Source organism: Kitasatospora sp. NPDC057692 (assembly GCF_042799475.1).
Taxonomy (GTDB): Bacteria; Actinomycetota; Actinomycetes; order Streptomycetales; family Streptomycetaceae; genus Kitasatospora.
In genome coordinates this window covers 1-15,486 of sequence record NZ_JBHVIV010000139.1, presented here as the reverse complement: position 1 = coordinate 15,486, position 15,486 = coordinate 1, and the positions used below count along the sequence as shown (strand labels likewise).

At 71.6% G+C, this 15,486-nt stretch carries 16 protein-coding genes; 15 read left to right on the top strand and 1 reads right to left on the bottom strand.

Features of this window, described 5'->3' with window-relative positions; genetic code table 11:
- Positions 1–196 precede the first annotated feature (196 nt).
- The 13 genes from map to glmM all read left to right on the top strand — a co-directional run bounded on the left by map (position 197) and on the right by glmM (position 10,427).
- Positions 197–1,036 carry a type I methionyl aminopeptidase gene (gene map, locus ACFVFS_RS38790; RefSeq protein ID WP_380629726.1) on the top strand — a complete coding sequence of 280 codons (840 nt, stop codon included), beginning with the start codon at positions 197–199 and terminating at the stop codon, positions 1,034–1,036.
- Between the two features lie 130 nt (positions 1,037–1,166).
- Positions 1,167–1,592 (top strand): large conductance mechanosensitive channel protein MscL, encoded by a 426-nt coding sequence (mscL, locus tag ACFVFS_RS38785; RefSeq protein ID WP_380629725.1) that lies wholly within the window; start codon positions 1,167–1,169, stop codon positions 1,590–1,592.
- Between the two features lie 172 nt (positions 1,593–1,764).
- Positions 1,765–1,986, top strand: a complete 222-nt coding sequence (gene infA, locus ACFVFS_RS38780; RefSeq protein WP_003956442.1) for a translation initiation factor IF-1 — start codon at positions 1,765–1,767, stop codon at positions 1,984–1,986.
- 32 nt (positions 1,987–2,018) lie between these two features.
- Positions 2,019–2,132, top strand: coding sequence for a 50S ribosomal protein L36 (gene rpmJ, locus ACFVFS_RS38775; RefSeq protein ID WP_003956441.1), 114 nt, complete (start codon positions 2,019–2,021; stop codon positions 2,130–2,132).
- A 173-nt stretch (positions 2,133–2,305) separates the two neighbouring features.
- A complete protein-coding gene (gene rpsM, locus ACFVFS_RS38770; RefSeq protein WP_030300422.1) occupies positions 2,306–2,686 on the top strand; it encodes a 30S ribosomal protein S13 in 381 nt (126 codons plus the stop codon).
- 72 nt (positions 2,687–2,758) lie between these two features.
- Positions 2,759–3,166 (top strand): 30S ribosomal protein S11, encoded by a 408-nt coding sequence (gene rpsK / locus ACFVFS_RS38765; RefSeq protein ID WP_014136257.1) that lies wholly within the window; start codon positions 2,759–2,761, stop codon positions 3,164–3,166.
- A gap of 146 nt (positions 3,167–3,312) precedes the next feature.
- Positions 3,313–4,335 carry a DNA-directed RNA polymerase subunit alpha gene (locus tag ACFVFS_RS38760; protein ID WP_030055844.1) on the top strand — a complete coding sequence of 341 codons (1,023 nt, stop codon included), beginning with the start codon at positions 3,313–3,315 and terminating at the stop codon, positions 4,333–4,335.
- Between the two features lie 126 nt (positions 4,336–4,461).
- A complete protein-coding gene (gene rplQ, locus ACFVFS_RS38755; protein ID WP_380629724.1) occupies positions 4,462–4,944 on the top strand; it encodes a 50S ribosomal protein L17 in 483 nt (160 codons plus the stop codon).
- Between the two features lie 80 nt (positions 4,945–5,024).
- On the top strand, positions 5,025–5,960 hold the full coding sequence (gene truA / locus ACFVFS_RS38750) for a tRNA pseudouridine(38-40) synthase TruA (protein ID WP_380629723.1): 936 nt from the start codon (positions 5,025–5,027) through the stop codon (positions 5,958–5,960).
- A 41-nt stretch (positions 5,961–6,001) separates the two neighbouring features.
- Entirely contained in the window at positions 6,002–7,675 is a 1,674-nt protein-coding gene (locus ACFVFS_RS38745; protein ID WP_380629722.1) for an ABC-F family ATP-binding cassette domain-containing protein, read from the top strand.
- Between the two features lie 223 nt (positions 7,676–7,898).
- Positions 7,899–8,342 (top strand): 50S ribosomal protein L13, encoded by a 444-nt coding sequence (gene rplM / locus ACFVFS_RS38740; protein WP_030055846.1) that lies wholly within the window; start codon positions 7,899–7,901, stop codon positions 8,340–8,342.
- 46 nt (positions 8,343–8,388) lie between these two features.
- Positions 8,389–8,892: a 30S ribosomal protein S9 gene (gene rpsI / locus ACFVFS_RS38735; protein ID WP_224273932.1), complete on the top strand. Its 504-nt coding sequence runs from the start codon at positions 8,389–8,391 to the stop codon at positions 8,890–8,892.
- A gap of 170 nt (positions 8,893–9,062) precedes the next feature.
- Positions 9,063–10,427, top strand: a complete 1,365-nt coding sequence (gene glmM / locus ACFVFS_RS38730) for a phosphoglucosamine mutase (protein WP_380629721.1) — start codon at positions 9,063–9,065, stop codon at positions 10,425–10,427.
- A 62-nt stretch (positions 10,428–10,489) separates the two neighbouring features.
- Here glmM and coaA read toward each other — a convergent pair whose 3' ends face one another.
- The gene (gene coaA, locus ACFVFS_RS38725; RefSeq protein ID WP_380629720.1) at positions 10,490–11,485 is read right to left on the bottom strand and encodes a type I pantothenate kinase; all 996 of its coding nucleotides are present in this window, start codon (positions 11,483–11,485) and stop codon (positions 10,490–10,492) included.
- A gap of 99 nt (positions 11,486–11,584) precedes the next feature.
- On the opposite strand from coaA, the gene glmS reads away from it, so the two are divergent.
- On the top strand, positions 11,585–13,441 hold the full coding sequence (glmS, locus tag ACFVFS_RS38720) for a glutamine--fructose-6-phosphate transaminase (isomerizing) (RefSeq protein ID WP_380629719.1): 1,857 nt from the start codon (positions 11,585–11,587) through the stop codon (positions 13,439–13,441).
- A 163-nt stretch (positions 13,442–13,604) separates the two neighbouring features.
- Positions 13,605–15,122 (top strand): NAD(P)H-hydrate dehydratase, encoded by a 1,518-nt coding sequence (locus tag ACFVFS_RS38715; protein WP_380629718.1) that lies wholly within the window; start codon positions 13,605–13,607, stop codon positions 15,120–15,122.
- Positions 15,123–15,486: the final 364 nt, after the last annotated feature.

Genomic DNA, 15,486 nt, shown 5'->3' with positions numbered 1-15,486 from the left:
CACCGCCCCCCCCCCGCCGCCGGGCCTCACCCCCCCGACCCCGGCCCGCGGCACGGCGGACGGGGACCCACAGCGCGCCCCCGGGGCGCTGCCCCGGCCCCGCGCCTTTTCCCGCGGCCGTACGGCGTCGTACGGTGGAACGAGTGCACGGCCGCCCGGCAAGGACCGGGCGGGAACCCAAGGAAGGCGTGACCAGATGGTGGAGATCAAGACCCCCGAGCAGATCGCGAAGATGCGAGCGGCCGGGCTGGTCGTCGCCGAGGCGCTCAAGGCGTGCCGCGAGGCGGTCGCCCCGGGAATCACCACCCAGGAGCTCAACGACATCGCCGACAAGGTCATCACCGACCACGGCGCCACTTCGAACTTCCGGGCCCATCACGGCGGCCTCTGGTTCCCGGGCGTGATCTGCGCCTCGGTGAACAACGAGGTCGTGCATGGCATCCCCGGTGAGCGGGTGCTGCAGGAGGGCGACCTCATCTCGATCGACTGCGGCGCGATCCTGGACGGCTGGCACGGCGACGCGGCGATCACCGTCGCGGTCGGCACGGTCGCCCCCGAGGTGGAGATGCTGAGCCGGGTCACCGAGGGCTCGATGTGGGCCGGCATCGCGCAGATGAAGAAGGGCAACCGCCTGGTCGACGTCTCCAAGGCGATCGAGGGCTTCATCCGCCGCCAGCCGCTGCCGCCCAAGGGCAAGTGGGGCATCACCGAGGGCTACGGCGGCCACGGCATCGGCACCGCGATGCACATGGAGCCGCACGTGCTGAACTACGTCGAGCGCGGCCGCGGCAAGGGCCCGAAGCTGATCCCCGGCACCGTGCTGGCGATCGAGCCGATGGTCTCGCTGGGCACCCCGCACACGGCCGTGCTGGAGGACGACTGGACCGTCGTCACCAACGACGGGACCTGGGCCTCGCACTGGGAGCACTCGGTGGCCGTCACCGAGCAGGGCCCGGTGGTGCTGACCGCCTTCGACGGCGGCCGGGAGATGCTCGCCAAGCTGGGTGTGACGGCCGCGCCGGACCCGCTGGCGTAGTCCGCCGCAACCGCCCGGAGCAGCCAACTTCCGCTGCTGACAAGGGATCAGAGCCCTGGGGGTTTGGACTTCCAGGGCTTTTGTCCTATTTTTATGCGCCGGTAGTGGCTTCGAGCGGCAGGAGAGAGCAGTGCTCAAGGGATTCCGCGACTTCATGATGCGCGGCAACGTCGTCGACATGGCGGTCGGTGTGGTGATCGGCGCCGCGTTCACCGCGGTGGTCACCGGCTTCGTTTCCGCCTTCCTCACCCCGCTGGTGGGCGTGGTGGTCGGCGCGGCGGGCGACTTCGGCTCCTACAAGGCGACGATCGCCGGCGTGACCTTCCCGTACGGGCAGTTCCTCAACGTGCTGATCGCGTTCCTGATGACCGCGGCCGTGCTGTACTTCTGCGTCGTCCTGCCGGTGACCAAGGCCACCGCGCGCTACATGCCGAAGAAGCCGAAGACCCCGATGCGCCCGTGCCCCGAGTGCCTGACCGAGATCCCCGAGGCCGCCCGTCGCTGCTCGGCCTGCACCGCTCACGTCGATCCGCTGGCCGCTGCGGCGGCCCGCTGATCGGGTACCCCCGTTTTGGTCCATCCTGCGCGCTGGCGTAGGATGGACCGTCGGCTCACTCGTAGCGTGCTCCAGCACGCCCTCTTCCCCCTCGTCGGGGTCGGGGTGGACCCAGGTTCGCACGAGCGTTCCGCATACGGTAGCCGGTCCCGGAAGGTGGATCTCGCAGTTCATGGCTAAGAAGCAAGGCGCCATTGAGATCGAGGGCACCGTGATCGAGTCTCTTCCGAACGCGATGTTCAAGGTCGAGCTGCAGAACGGTCACAAGGTCCTCGCGCACATCAGTGGCAAGATGCGCATGCACTACATCCGCATCCTGCCGGACGACCGGGTCGTGGTGGAGCTCAGCCCCTACGACCTCACGCGCGGCCGGATCGTCTACCGCTACAAGTAAGAACGTCAGATCTAGACCCGGAGAACCTGAACATGAAGGTCAAGCCGAGCGTCAAGAAGATCTGCGACAAGTGCAAGGTGATCCGCCGTCACGGCCGGGTCATGGTGATCTGCGACAACCTGCGCCACAAGCAGCGCCAGGGCTGATCTCGCCCCAGCATTTCTCGTAGTACTTCGCGCGACGCGAAAACGTCATAAGCGGGCCACCCGATCCGTCCCAGGGACGGACTGCCGCCCCCGGTCAGAGGCCGGGGCTCCCTCACCGTGAGGTGTCGGAGTAGGTGGCACGCCAGACCTCTGAAGAACCACAGGAGCCATGAATGGCACGCCTCGCCGGCGTTGATCTCCCCCGTGAGAAGCGGATCGAGATCGCCCTCACCTACGTGTACGGCATCGGCCGTACCCGCGCCCAGCAGACCCTCGCCGAGACCGGCGTCAACCCGGATGTCCGCGTTCGCGACATCGCCGAGGACGACCTGGTCAAGCTGAGCCAGTACATCGACGCCAACTTCACGGTCGAGGGTGACCTCCGCCGCGAGGTCGCCGCGGACATCCGCCGCAAGGTCGAGATCGGCTGCTACGAGGGTCTGCGCCACCGCCGCGGCCTGCCGGTCCGCGGCCAGCGCACCCACACCAACGCGCGTACCCGCAAGGGCCCGCGTCGCGCGATCGCCGGTAAGAAGAAGCCGGGCAAGAAGTAGTCCGTCCCGTAACCGGACATCCCTCCGGCCCGCGGGTCAGCGGACCGACCACCTCAGTAGGAGAACAGACTTATGCCCCCCAAGGGTCGTCAGGCTGCCGGCGCGAAGAAGATCCGCCGCAAGGAAAAGAAGAACGTCGCTCACGGCCACGCGCACATCAAGAGCACGTTCAACAACACCATCGTTTCGATCACCGACCCGTCGGGCAACGTGATCTCCTGGGCCTCCGCCGGCCACGTCGGCTTCAAGGGCTCGCGCAAGTCCACCCCGTTCGCCGCGCAGATGGCCGCCGAGGCCGCTGCCCGTCGCGCGCAGGAGCACGGCATGCGCAAGGTTGACGTCTTCGTGAAGGGTCCGGGCTCCGGCCGCGAGACCGCGATCCGCTCGCTCCAGGCCACCGGCCTGGAGGTCGGCTCGATCCAGGACGTCACCCCCACCCCGCACAACGGCTGCCGTCCGCCGAAGCGCCGCCGCGTCTGACCCGGCGCCTTCGGGCACGCAGTACCTGCTGTAAACCTCGTACGGGGTCCCACGCGTTCGATTCAGTTCTTCGCGCGGGACCCCGTACGCTGGTTCTGTTCGGCATCAAATAGTGGGTGCCGAAGATCACTGGAGGATCTGAAAACATGCTGATCGCTCAGCGTCCCTCGCTGACCGAAGAGGTCGTCGACGAGTTCCGCTCGCGGTTCGTGATCGAGCCGCTCGAGCCGGGCTTCGGCTACACCCTCGGCAACTCCCTGCGCCGCACGCTCCTGTCGTCGATCCCGGGTGCCGCTGTCACCAGCATCCGCATCGACGGCGTCCTGCACGAGTTCACCACCGTGCCGGGCGTCAAGGAGGACGTCACCGACCTCATCCTCAACATCAAGCAGCTGGTCGTCTCCTCGGAGCACGACGAGCCGGTCGTGATGTACCTGCGCAAGCAGGGCCCGGGTGTGGTCACCGCCGCCGACATCGCGCCGCCGGCCGGTGTCGAGGTGCACAACCCCGAGCTGGTCCTCGCCACCCTGAACGGCAAGGGCAAGCTGGAGATGGAGCTGACCGTCGAGCGCGGTCGCGGCTACGTCTCCGCCGTGCAGAACAAGGCCTCCGGCCAGGAGATCGGCCGCATCCCGGTCGACTCGATCTACAGCCCCGTGCTGAAGGTCACCTACAAGGTCGAGGCCACCCGTGTCGAGCAGCGGACCGACTTCGACAAGCTGATCGTCGACGTCGAGACCAAGCCCGCCATGCGTCCGCGCGACGCCATGGCCTCGGCCGGCAAGACCCTGGTGGAGCTGTTCGGCCTCGCCCGCGAGCTGAACATCGACGCCGAGGGCATCGACATGGGCCCGTCCCCGACGGACGCCGCCCTGGCCGCCGACCTGGCGCTGCCGATCGAGGAGCTTGAGCTCACGGTCCGCTCCTACAACTGCCTCAAGCGCGAGGGCATCCACACCGTGGGTGAGCTCGTCGCCCGCTCCGAGGCCGACCTGCTCGACATCCGCAACTTCGGTGCGAAGTCGATCGACGAGGTCAAGGCGAAGCTGGCCGGCATGGGCCTGGCCCTCAAGGACAGCCCGCCCGGGTTCGACCCGACCGCCGCCGCCGACGCCTTCGGCGCCGACGACCTGGACGACGCGGGTTACGCGGAGACCGAGCAGTACTAGAGATTTGCTGGCGGGGGCGGTTCTCCGGAGCCGCCCCCGGCATCATGAAAGTCGTCCGGGCACCGTGCCCGTACGCCCGCCGCGGTACCTGGTACGGCCGCGGTCGGAGATACGAGGAGTCATTCCATGCCGCGTCCCACCAAGGGTGCCCGCCTCGGCGGCGGCCCGCACCACGAGCCGCTGCTGCTCGCCGGTCTGTGCCGGGAGCTGTTCCAGTACGGCCGCATCACCACGACCGAGGCCAAGGCCCGTCGGATGCGCCCGCTGGCGGAGAAGCTGATCACCAAGGCGAAGAAGGGCGACATCCACAACCGTCGCCTGGTGCGCAAGACCATCACCGACGTGTCGGTGCTGCACACCCTCTTCACCGAGATCGCGCCGCGCTACGAGAACCGCCCGGGTGGCTACACCCGCATCACCAAGATCGGTCCCCGTCGTGGCGACAACGCCCCGATGGCCGTGATCGAGCTGGTCGAGGCGCTGACCGTCGCGCAGACCGCCGTCGGCGAGGCCGAGGCCGCCACCAAGCGTGCCGTCAAGGAGGCCGACGCCAAGGTCGAGGCCACCGAGACCAAGGCCGACGAGGCCGAGGCCGCCGAGCAGGCCTGACACCGTTAGGTGTGCCGCGGGCCCGCTTCCCCATCCGTGGGGGAGCGGGCCCGTTCCTCATGTCCAGGGAGTGGAGAGCAGTGGTCAACGATTGCGCCGAGCGGCCGCCGGTCAAGGACGGCCCGGCGGACGGGTACGTCCGGATCCGGCTCGACCTCGCCTACCACGGCGCCGACTTCTCGGGCTGGGCCCGCCAGAAGGGCGGCCGCCGGACGGTCCAGGAGGAGATCGAGACCGCCCTGCAGGTCGTCACCCGCAGCTCCGAGCTCTTCCCGCTCACCGTGGCCGGGCGCACCGACGCCGGCGTGCACGCCCGCGGCCAGGTCGCCCACGTCGACCTGCCGGTCGGGCTCTGGGCCCAGCACGGCGAGAAGCTGCTCCGCCGGCTCGCCGGGCGGCTGCCCGGCGACGTCCGGATCTACCGGGCGGCCGAGGCCCCGGCCGGCTTCGACGCCCGCTTCTCGGCGATCTGGCGCCGGTACGCCTACCGGGTCGCCGACCACCCCGGCGGCGTCGACCCGCTGCTGCGCGGCCATGTGCTCTGGCACGACCGGCCGCTCGACCTGGAGCGGATGAACGCCGCCGCGCGGCTGCTGCTCGGCGAGCACGACTTCGCCGCGTACTGCAAGAAGCGCGAGGGCGCCACCACCATCCGCACCCTGCTGGAGCTGCGCTGGGACCGCGTCCCGGTCGACGCCTACGCCGCCCAGGAGGGCTCGCTCGCGGTCGCCACCGTCCGGGCCGACGCCTTCTGCCACAACATGGTGCGGGCACTGGTCGGCGCGATGCTGCTGGTCGGCGACGGCCACCGGCCGGTGGAGTTCCCCGGCGAGGTGCTGGCCGGCGGGGTGCGCAACTCCGCCGTCAACGTGATCCGGCCGTACGGGCTGACGCTGGAGGAGGTCGGCTACCCGGCCGACGACCTGCTCGGCGAGCGCAGCCGGGCCGCGCGCCGGATGCGCACCCTGCCGGGCGCCGCCGCCCTCGCCGGGGCTCCGGAGCCGGGCGTCGATTAATCGGTTTTGGTCCGGGGCGGCGGCTTGGGACAATCGCCCTCATGGGACACGTCGAGATTTCGCACCTGGAGTACTACCTGCCGGACGGGCGGGTGCTGTTCGACGACGCGTCCTTCCGGGTGGGGGAGGGCGCGGCGGTCGCGCTGGTCGGCGCCAACGGCGCCGGCAAGACCACCCTGCTGCGCATGATCGCGGGCGACCTCCAGCCGCACGGCGGCTCGGTGACGATCAGCGGCGGGCTCGGCGTGATGCGCCAGTTCGTCGGCACCACCGGCCGTGAGGGCAGGCAGCCCGACGAGGACCGGCAGGGCCCGGCCCCGCTGCCCTCCGACGCCTCGGTGCGCGACCTGCTGGTCTCGGTCGCCCCCGAGCGGATCGCCAAGGCCGCCCGCGCGGTCGACGCCGCCGAGCTGGCGATGATCGCCCAGGACGACGAGAAGACCCAGATGGCGTACGCCCAGGCGCTCTCCGACTGGGCCGACGTCGGCGGCTACGACTACGAGACCGACTGGGACGTCTGCACCATGGCGGCCCTCGGCGTGCCCTTCGACAAGGCCCAGTGGCGCGGTCTGAACACGCTCTCCGGCGGTGAGCAGAAGCGGCTCGTCCTGGAGGCGCTGCTGCGCGGCCCCGAGGAGGTGCTGCTCCTCGACGAGCCGGACAACTACCTGGACGTCCCGGGCAAGCGCTGGCTGGAGGAGGCCATCAGGGCCACCTCGAAGACGGTGCTCTTCATCTCGCACGACCGCGAGCTGCTCTCCCGCACCGCCGAGAAGATCATCAGCGTCGAGTCCGGCGCGGCCGGCTCCAGCGTCTGGGTGCACGGCGGTGGCTTCGACACCTTCCACGAGGCCCGCAAGGCCCGCTTCGAGCGCTTCGAGGAGCTGCGCCGCCGCTGGGACGAGGAGCACGCCAAGCTCAAGAAGCTGGTCGTCACCCTGCGCCAGGCCGCCGCGGTCAGCCACGAGATGGCCTCCCGGTACTCCGCCGCGCAGACCAGGCTCAAGAAGTTCGAGGACGCCGGGCCGCCGGAGGCGCCGCCGCGCGAGCAGAGCATCACCATGCGGCTCAAGGGCGGGCGCACCGGTGTGCGGGCCTTCACCATGGAGCGGCTGGAGCTCACCGGTCTGATGCAGCCCTTCGACCTGGAGGTCTTCTACGGCGAGCGGATCGGCGTGCTCGGGGCCAACGGCGCCGGCAAGTCGCACCTGCTGCGGCTGCTCGCCGGCGACGAGACGGTCGCCCACACCGGTGCCTGGAAGCTCGGCGCCCGGGTGGTGCCCGGCCACTTCCGGCAGACCCACGCCCACCCGGAGCTGCTCGGCCGCACGGTCCGCTCGATCGTGGAGGAGGAGCACGCGCTCAGCCGCGGCGCCGCGATGGGCGCGCTGCGCCGCTACGAGCTGGACCGGCAGGAGGAGCAGAAGTTCGAGTCGCTCTCCGGCGGGCAGCAGGCCCGGCTGATGATCCTCAAGCTGGAGCTGTCCGGCGTCACCGCGCTGCTGCTCGACGAGCCGACCGACAACCTGGACCTGGAGAGCGCCGAGGCGCTGCAGGCCGGTCTGGAGGCCTTCGACGGCACCGTGATGTGCGTGACGCACGACCGCTGGTTCGCGAAGACCTTCGACCGCTTCCTGGTGTTCGGGGCCGACGGCCGGGTCTACGAGTCCGCCGAGCCGGTCTGGGACGTCACCCGGGTCGAACGGGACCGCTGAGGGCGGATCGTCGGGCGATTTTGACCGTCCCCCCGCCTCCCGGTAACCTGGGCGCTTGATGTGCGTATTGGCTCGCTCTATCTCACGTGAGAGGTCGGTACGCCGGAGACATCAGGTCGACGACCAGCGGCTCCCCCTTGAATTGCGTCCAAGGCGGCCAGGCTGATCCCTCCTCCAGGTGCTCCTGTCAGGACTCACTCACTGAAAAGCGAAGGCTACGACCGTGCGTACGTACAGCCCCAAGCCCGGCGACGTCCAGCGTCAGTGGCACGTCATCGACGCGACCGACGTCGTGCTCGGCCGCCTGGCCTCCCAGGCCGCCAACCTCCTCCGGGGCAAGCACAAGGCGATCTACGCGCCGCACGTTGACACTGGTGACTTCGTCATCATCATCAACGCGGACAAGGTGCACCTGTCGGGTAACAAGAAGACCCAGAAGCTGGCGTACCGCCACAGCGGCTTCCCGGGCGGTCTCCGCTCGGTCCGCTACGACGACCTCCTGGCCAACAACCCGGAGAAGGCCGTCGAGAAGGCCATCAAGGGCATGATCCCCAAGAACAGCCTGGGTCGTCAGATGCTCTCCAAGCTGAAGGTCTACTCGGGCGACCAGCACCCGCACGCTGCCCAGCAGCCGGTGCCGTTCGAGATCACCCAGGTCGCGCAGTAATTCCGGCCACCAAGCCCCCCATCACTGAAAAGAGCTGAGGAACACCGTGGCCGAGACCACCGAAACCCTTGAGGTCGACTTCGACGAGACCGTCGTCGAGGGCGAGTACACCTCCGAGGAGAGCTACACCTCCGAGTCCCTGGCCGGCCGCTTCGGCGAGGCCGTCCCCGGCGCCGGCCTCGGCCGTCGCAAGGAGGCGATCGCCCGCGTGCGCATCGTCCCCGGCACCGGCCAGTGGAAGATCAACGGCCGCACCCTTGAGGGCTACTTCCCCAACAAGGTGCACCAGCAGACCGTGAACGAGCCCTTCAAGCTCCTCGAGCTGGACGGCCGTTACGACGTCGTCGCCCGCATCAGCGGCGGCGGCGTGTCCGGTCAGGCCTACGCGCTGCGCCTCGGCGTGGCCCGCGCCCTGAACGAGGCCGACGTGGACAACAACCGCGGCGCCCTCAAGAAGGCCGGCTTCCTGACCCGTGACGCCCGCGCCGTCGAGCGCAAGAAGGCCGGTCTGAAGAAGGCCCGCAAGGCGCCGCAGTACAGCAAGCGCTAATTGTGCCCCCGGGGGTGCGTACCGCCCTGGTGGTGCACGCCCCCGGATGCGCTCTACACGCCCCGGAGTACCCCGTGTACTCCGGGGCGTTGTGTTCCCCGGCCATTGTGCGGAGCCCGGGGATTCGATCGGATTCACTGCAAGGCATTGCGGCGATGGAGGACGGGACAGTGGGACGACTCTTCGGTACGGACGGCGTGCGCGGTGTGGCCAACGAGAAGCTGACGGCGGAGCTGGCGCTCGGCCTGTCGGTCGCGGCGGCGCACGTGCTCGGTGAGGCGGGGGCCTTCGACGGCCACCGGCCGGTCGCGGTGGTCGGCCGCGACCCGCGCGCCTCGGGCGAGTTCCTGGAGGCCGCGGTCATCGCCGGCCTGGCCAGCGCGGGTGTCGACGTCCTGAGGGTCGGCGTGCTGCCCACCCCGGCGGTGGCGTACCTCACCGGTGCGCTCGGCGCCGACTTCGGTGTGATGCTCTCCGCCAGCCACAACGCCATGCCGGACAACGGCATCAAGTTCCTCGCCCGCGGCGGCCACAAGCTGGACGACCGGATCGAGGACGCGATCGAGGCCCACTACCGCAAGCACGCGGCGGGCGGCGAGGAGTGGAACCGCCCGACCGGCGCGGCCGTCGGCCGGGTCCGCGAGTACACCGAGGGCTTCGACAAGTACGTCGCCCACCTCATCGGCGTGCTGCCCAACCGCCTGGACGGCATCCGGGTCGTCATCGACGGCGCGCACGGCGCGGCCGCCTACGTCGCCCCCGAGGCCTTCGCCCGGGCCGGTGCCGAGGTCGTGCACACCCTGGGCGCCGAGCCCACCGGCCTGAACATCAACGACGGCGTCGGCTCCACCCACCTGGACCGGCTGCGGGTCGCCATGCGCGAGCACGCGGCCGACCTCGGCATCGCCCTGGACGGCGACGCCGACCGCTGCCTGGCCGCCGACGCGGAGGGCAACGAGGTCGACGGCGACCAGATCATCGCGATCCTGGCCGTCGCCATGAAGGAGGCCGGCACGCTGCGCCGCAACACCGCGGTCGCCACCGTGATGTCCAACCTGGGCTTCAAGCTGGCCATGGAGCGCGAGGGCGTCGACCTCGTGGAGACCGCCGTCGGCGACCGGTACGTGCTGGAGGCGATGAAGGAGCACGGCTTCGCGCTGGGCGGCGAGCAGTCCGGCCACGTCATCCTGCTGGACCACGCGACCACCGGTGACGGCACGCTGACCGGTCTGATGCTGGGCGCCCGGCTGGCGGCGACCAAGCAGCCGCTGGCCGACCTGGCCGCCGTGATGACCCGGCTGCCGCAGGTGCTGATCAACGTCAAGGGCGTCGACAAGGCCCGGGTCTCGACCTGCGTGGAGCTGTCCGCCGCGGTCTCCGCGGCCGAGGCCGAGCTGGGCGCGACCGGCCGGGTCCTGCTGCGGTCCTCGGGCACCGAGCCGCTCGTCCGGGTGATGGTCGAGGCGGCCGACGAGGTGCAGGCGCAGTCCGTCGCGGAGACGCTGGCCGCGGCGGTCCGCACCTACCTGGGCTGACCGGTCCCGCAACGGCGGGGCCCCGTCGCGCACGCGCGCGGCGGGGCCCCGCCGTCGTCCGCTCAGAGCTTGCGCAGCAGTGCCCGGCGGACCTTGTGGTCCGGGCCCTTCTGCAGGACCAGGGTGGCCCGGCCGCGGGTCGGCAGCACGTTCTCCAGCAGGTTGGGCCGGTTGATGGTGCGCCAGACCTGGCGGCCGTACTCCATCGCCTCCTCCTCCGGCACCTCGGTGAAGCGGCGGAAGTAGGAGTTCGGGTCCTGGAAGGCGGTCCGCCGCAGCTTGCGGAACCGGTCCAGGTACCAGCTCTCGATGTCGTCGGTGCGGGCGTCGACGTAGATGGAGAAGTCGAAGTAGTCGGCCACCGCCAGGCGGGTGCGGCCGTCGGTGCCGGGCAGGGCCGGCTGGAGGACGTTCAGGCCCTCGACGATGAGGATGTCCGGGCGCTCCACGGTGAGCCGCTGCTCCGGCACGATGTCGTACACCAGGTGGGAGTAGACCGGCGCGGTGACCCGCTCCTTGCCGGCCTTCACGTCCGCGACGAAGCGCGTCAGCGCCCGGCGGTCGTAGGACTCGGGGAAGCCCTTGCGCGCCATCAGGCCGCGCCGGCGCAGCTCGGCGTTGGGCAGCAGGAAGCCGTCGGTGGTGACCAGTTCGACCCGGGGGTGCTCCGGCCAGCGGGCCAGCAGCGCCTGCAGCAGGCGGGCGGTGGTGGACTTGCCGACGGCGACCGAGCCGGCCACGCCGATGATGAACGGCGTGCGGGTGCGCTCGGTGTCCGGGGTGTCCAGGAAGGTGCCGAGGGCGCCGCGCAGCTCGTGCGTGGCGTGGATGTAGAGGTTCAGCAGCCGGGAGAGCGGCAGGTAGACGTCCCGCACCTCGTCGAGGTCGAGGGCGGTGCCGAGCCCGCGCAGCCGTTCCACCTCCTCGGCGGTCAGCGGCAGCGGCGTACGCTCGCGCAGCGCGCTCCACTCGGCCCGGCTGAGGTCCACGTAGGGGGACGGTGACGGGCCGGGCGGGGTGTCGCCCCGCGTACAGAGTTCGGTCAGCACATGCTCCATTGTGGGCCGTAGCGCCGTTCGGGGTGGTTGTGGTGTCGGTCACGGCCTGCGGGCGAACCGTGCGAATGGGGTGTTCGGAGCGCCCTTATGCTGGCACGCATGTGCGGAATTGTTGGATACGTGGGCTCCCAGCCCGCCCTTGACGTAGTAATCGCAGGCCTGCAGCGACTGGAGTACCGGGGTTACGACTCGGCCGGTGTCGCGGTGCAGGTGCAGGGCTCCGACGGGCAGTGGAGCCTGGCCACCGACAAGCGGGCCGGCAAGCTCGCGAACCTGGAGAAGTCGCTCGCCGAGACCCCTCTTCCCGGCGGCACCACCGGCATCGGCCACACCCGCTGGGCCACCCACGGCGGCCCGACGGACGCCAACGCCCACCCCCATCTGGACGACGCCGCCCGGGTGGCGGTCGTCCACAACGGCATCATCGAGAACTTCGCCCAGCTCCGGGCCGAGCTGGCCGAGCGCGGACACACGCTGCGCTCGGAGACCGACACCGAGGTCGTCGCGCACCTGCTCGGCGAGGAGTACCGGGGCGACCTGGCCGAGGCCATGCGGGCGGTCTGCCGCCGGCTGGAGGGTGCCTTCACCCTGGTCGCGGTGCACGCCGACGCCCCGGACGTGGTGGTCGGCGCCCGCCGCAACTCGCCGCTGGTGGTCGGGCGCGGCGAGGGCGAGAACTTCCTCGCCTCCGACGTCGCCGCGTTCATCGCGCACACCCGCGAGGCGATCGAGCTGGGCCAGGACCAGGTCGTCGAGCTGCGCCGGAGCGGCGTGACGGTGACGAACTTCGACGGCACCCCCGCCGACGTGCGCGAGTACCACGTCGACTGGGACGCCTCGGCCGCCGAGAAGGGCGGCTACGACTACTTCATGCTCAAGGAGATCGCCGAGCAGCCGAAGGCCGTCGCCGACACCCTGCTCGGCCGGATCGGCGCCGACGGCCGGCTCACCCTCGACGAGCTGCGGATGTCCGACGCCGACCTGCGCGCGGTCGACAAGGTCGTCATCGTCGCCTGCGGCACCGCGTTCCACGCGGGCATGATCGCCAAGTACGCGATCGAGCACTGGACCCGGATCCCGTGCGAGGTGGAGGTCGCCTCGGAGTTCCGCTACCGCGACCCGATCATGGGGCCGGGCACGCTGGTCATCGCCATCTCGCAGTCCGGCGAGACCATGGACACCCTGATGGCGCTGCGGCACGCGCGCGAGCAGGGCGCCAAGGTGCTGGCGATCTGCAACACCAACGGCTCGACCATCCCGCGCGAGTCGGACGCGGTGCTGTACACCCACGCCGGCCCGGAGGTGGCCGTCGCCTCCACCAAGGCGTTCCTGACCCAGCTGGTCGCCTGCTACCTGGTGGCGCTGTACCTGGGCCAGGTGCGCGGCACCAAGTGGGGCGACGAGATCCTCGCCGTCATCAAGGAGCTCGGCGACGCGCCGAAGCAGGTCGAGCAGGTGCTGGAGACCATGGAGCCGGTGCGCGAGCTGGCCCGCTCCCTGGCGGACGCGCGCTCGGTGCTGTTCCTGGGCCGGCACGTCGGCTTCCCGGTGGCGCTGGAGGGCGCGCTCAAGCTCAAGGAGCTCGCCTACATGCACGCCGAGGGCTTCGCGGCCGGCGAGCTGAAGCACGGGCCGATCGCGCTGATCGAGGAGGGTCTGCCGGTCGTGGTCGTCGTGCCGTCGCCGCGCGGGCGCTCGATCCTGCACGACAAGATCGTGTCCAACATCCAGGAGATCCGGGCCCGCGGTGCGCGGACCATCGTGATCGCGGAGGAGGGCGACGAGGCGGTCGTCCCCTACGCCGACCACCTGATCCGCATCCCGGTCACGCCGACCCTGCTCCAGCCGCTGGTCTCCACCGTGCCGCTCCAGGTCTTCGCCTGCGAGCTCGCCACGGCCAAGGGCCACGAGGTCGACCAGCCCCGCAACCTCGCCAAGTCCGTCACCGTCGAGTAATCCCGTCCCGCTCCGTCCCGGGGCCCCCGCGGTGGCTGCGTCCTCCCGCGGGGGCCCCGTTTCGCGCGTGGACGGGAGCGGTGCGGGCGGGAACGGGGCGGGCGGGTCGGCTAGCGTCGGCGGTAGTTGCCGTCTTGCCGCCGAGTGTGGGGGAGAGCCCGCCATGCGCAGTGCCCACCGTGTCGACCAGGTCCGTGCCGCCGAGGCCGCGCTGATGGCCCGGCTCCCCGAGGGGGCGCTGATGCAGCGGGCCGCCGTCGGGCTCGCCGCGACCTGTGCGCGGCTGCTGACCCGCCGTCGTGGGCGGGTGTACGGCAGCCGGGTGGTGGTGCTGGCGGGCAGCGGGGACAACGGGGGTGACGCGCTGTACGCCGGTGCGGCGCTGGCGCGGCGCGGGGCGCGGGTGTCGGCGGTGCTGCTGGCCCCCTCGCGGGCGCATGCCGCGGGGCTCGCGGCGCTGCGGGCGGCGGGCGGGCGGGTGGTGCTGGAGCAGGAGGTCGGCCTGGCCGACTTCTCGCGCGCGGACCTGGTGCTGGACGGCATCGTCGGCATCGGCGGGAAGGGCGGGCTGCGGCCGGAGGCGCGGCCGTACGCGCGGGCCGGGCGGGCGGGGGTGGTGGTGGCCGTCGACGTGCCCAGCGGGGTGGACGCGGACACCGGTGAGGTCGCGGGTGCGGCGCTGCGGGCGGATGTGACGGTCTGCTTCGGGACGTACAAGCCCGGGCTGCTGATCGATCCGGGCGCGTCGTACGCCGGGGCGGTGCAGCTGGTGGGGATCGGGCTGGAGCTGCCGGAGGCCGGGGTCGTGGCGCTGCAGCACGCGGACGTGGCCGGGCTGCTGCCGGTGCCGGGGGCGGAGAGCGACAAGTACCGGCGCGGGGTGGTCGGGGTGGCGGCAGGGTCGGCGCGCTACCCGGGGGCGGCGCTGCTCGCGGTCGCCGGGGCGCTGCGCGGGGGCGCGGGCGCGGTGCGGTACGTCGGGACGGCGGCCGAGGAGGTGGTGCGGCGGTTCCCGGAGGCGCTGGTCACCGAGGGCGGCCCGGCTGGGGCGGGGCGGGTGCAGGCGTGGGTGGTCGGGCCGGGCGGCGGCGAGGGGGCCGAGCGGGCGCTCGCGGAGGCGCTGGCCGCCGATGTGCCGGTGCTGGTGGACGCGGACGGGCTGACCGAGCTGGCCCGGCTGGGGCCGGGCGCGCTGGCGGGGCGGACGGCGCCGACGCTGCTCACCCCGCACACGGGGGAGGCGGCCCGGCTGCTCGCCGGGGCGGCGGGCGGTGCGGACGGCGGTGCGGACGCCCGGCCGCCGGCCGCCGACGAGTTGGCGGCCGCCCGGCTGGGCACGGCGCGGCGGCTCGCGGCGGCGTACCGGGCGACGGTGCTGCTGAAGGGCTCGACCACGGTGGTCGCCGATCCGGGCGGGGCCGTGCGGGTGAATCCGACCGGCACCTCCTGGCTGGCGACCGCGGGCAGCGGGGACGTCCTGGCCGGCCTGGCCGGCTCGCTGCTCGCCGCGGGCCGCTCCCCCCTGGACGCGGCCTCGGTGGCCGCCTACCTGCACGGCCTCGCCGCCCGCCACATCGCCGGCACACCCGGCGCCCCCGTCACCGCCCTGGACGTGGCGGGCGCCCTCTCCGCCGCCTGGAACGACGTCCGCTCCGCCGCGGCGGAGCGGACGGGCGCCTAGGAATATGCAGACCGGTCTACAGAACCCCGGGAGCAGGAAGTCGGCCCGGTCGACTTCCTGCTCCCACGCTCCCGGCCCGGGCGGCACGCCCGGGCCGATTCAGTAGACCGGTCTGCATATTCCGCCGCGCGCCGCCCCGGGCGCGGCGCGCGGCGGCGGCCCTGTGGAGTGGGAAGTCGGGCCCGCCGACTTTTCGCTCCAGCTGATGTCCGGGGCGCGGGAGCGGGCCGGGTCGCAGGGGCGGTGTGGCGTCCGGCGGTGGCGCGTGGTGGCTGGCCCTGTGGAGTGGGAAGTCGGGCGGGCCGACTTACCACAACACCCAGCCGCCAAAGTAGACCCGTCTGCATATTTCGGGGCTTAGGGG

Excerpts from the sequence above, each read along its gene's own strand:
- map (WP_380629726.1), top strand. The coding sequence starts at position 197 with ATGGTGGAGATCAAGACCCCCGAGCAGATCGCGAAGATGCGAGCGGCC.
- infA (WP_003956442.1), top strand. The coding sequence starts at position 1,765 with ATGGCTAAGAAGCAAGGCGCCATTGAGATCGAGGGCACCGTGATCGAG.
- rpmJ (WP_003956441.1), top strand. The coding sequence starts at position 2,019 with ATGAAGGTCAAGCCGAGCGTCAAGAAGATCTGCGACAAGTGCAAGGTG.
- rpsM (WP_030300422.1), top strand. The coding sequence starts at position 2,306 with ATGGCACGCCTCGCCGGCGTTGATCTCCCCCGTGAGAAGCGGATCGAG.
- rpsK (WP_014136257.1), top strand. The coding sequence starts at position 2,759 with ATGCCCCCCAAGGGTCGTCAGGCTGCCGGCGCGAAGAAGATCCGCCGC.
- ACFVFS_RS38760 (WP_030055844.1), top strand. The coding sequence starts at position 3,313 with ATGCTGATCGCTCAGCGTCCCTCGCTGACCGAAGAGGTCGTCGACGAG.
- rplQ (WP_380629724.1), top strand. The coding sequence starts at position 4,462 with ATGCCGCGTCCCACCAAGGGTGCCCGCCTCGGCGGCGGCCCGCACCAC.
- ACFVFS_RS38745 (WP_380629722.1), top strand. The coding sequence starts at position 6,002 with ATGGGACACGTCGAGATTTCGCACCTGGAGTACTACCTGCCGGACGGG.
- coaA (WP_380629720.1), bottom strand. The coding sequence starts at position 11,485 with ATGGAGCATGTGCTGACCGAACTCTGTACGCGGGGCGACACCCCGCCC.
- glmS (WP_380629719.1), top strand. The coding sequence starts at position 11,585 with ATGTGCGGAATTGTTGGATACGTGGGCTCCCAGCCCGCCCTTGACGTA.
- ACFVFS_RS38715 (WP_380629718.1), top strand. The coding sequence starts at position 13,605 with ATGCGCAGTGCCCACCGTGTCGACCAGGTCCGTGCCGCCGAGGCCGCG.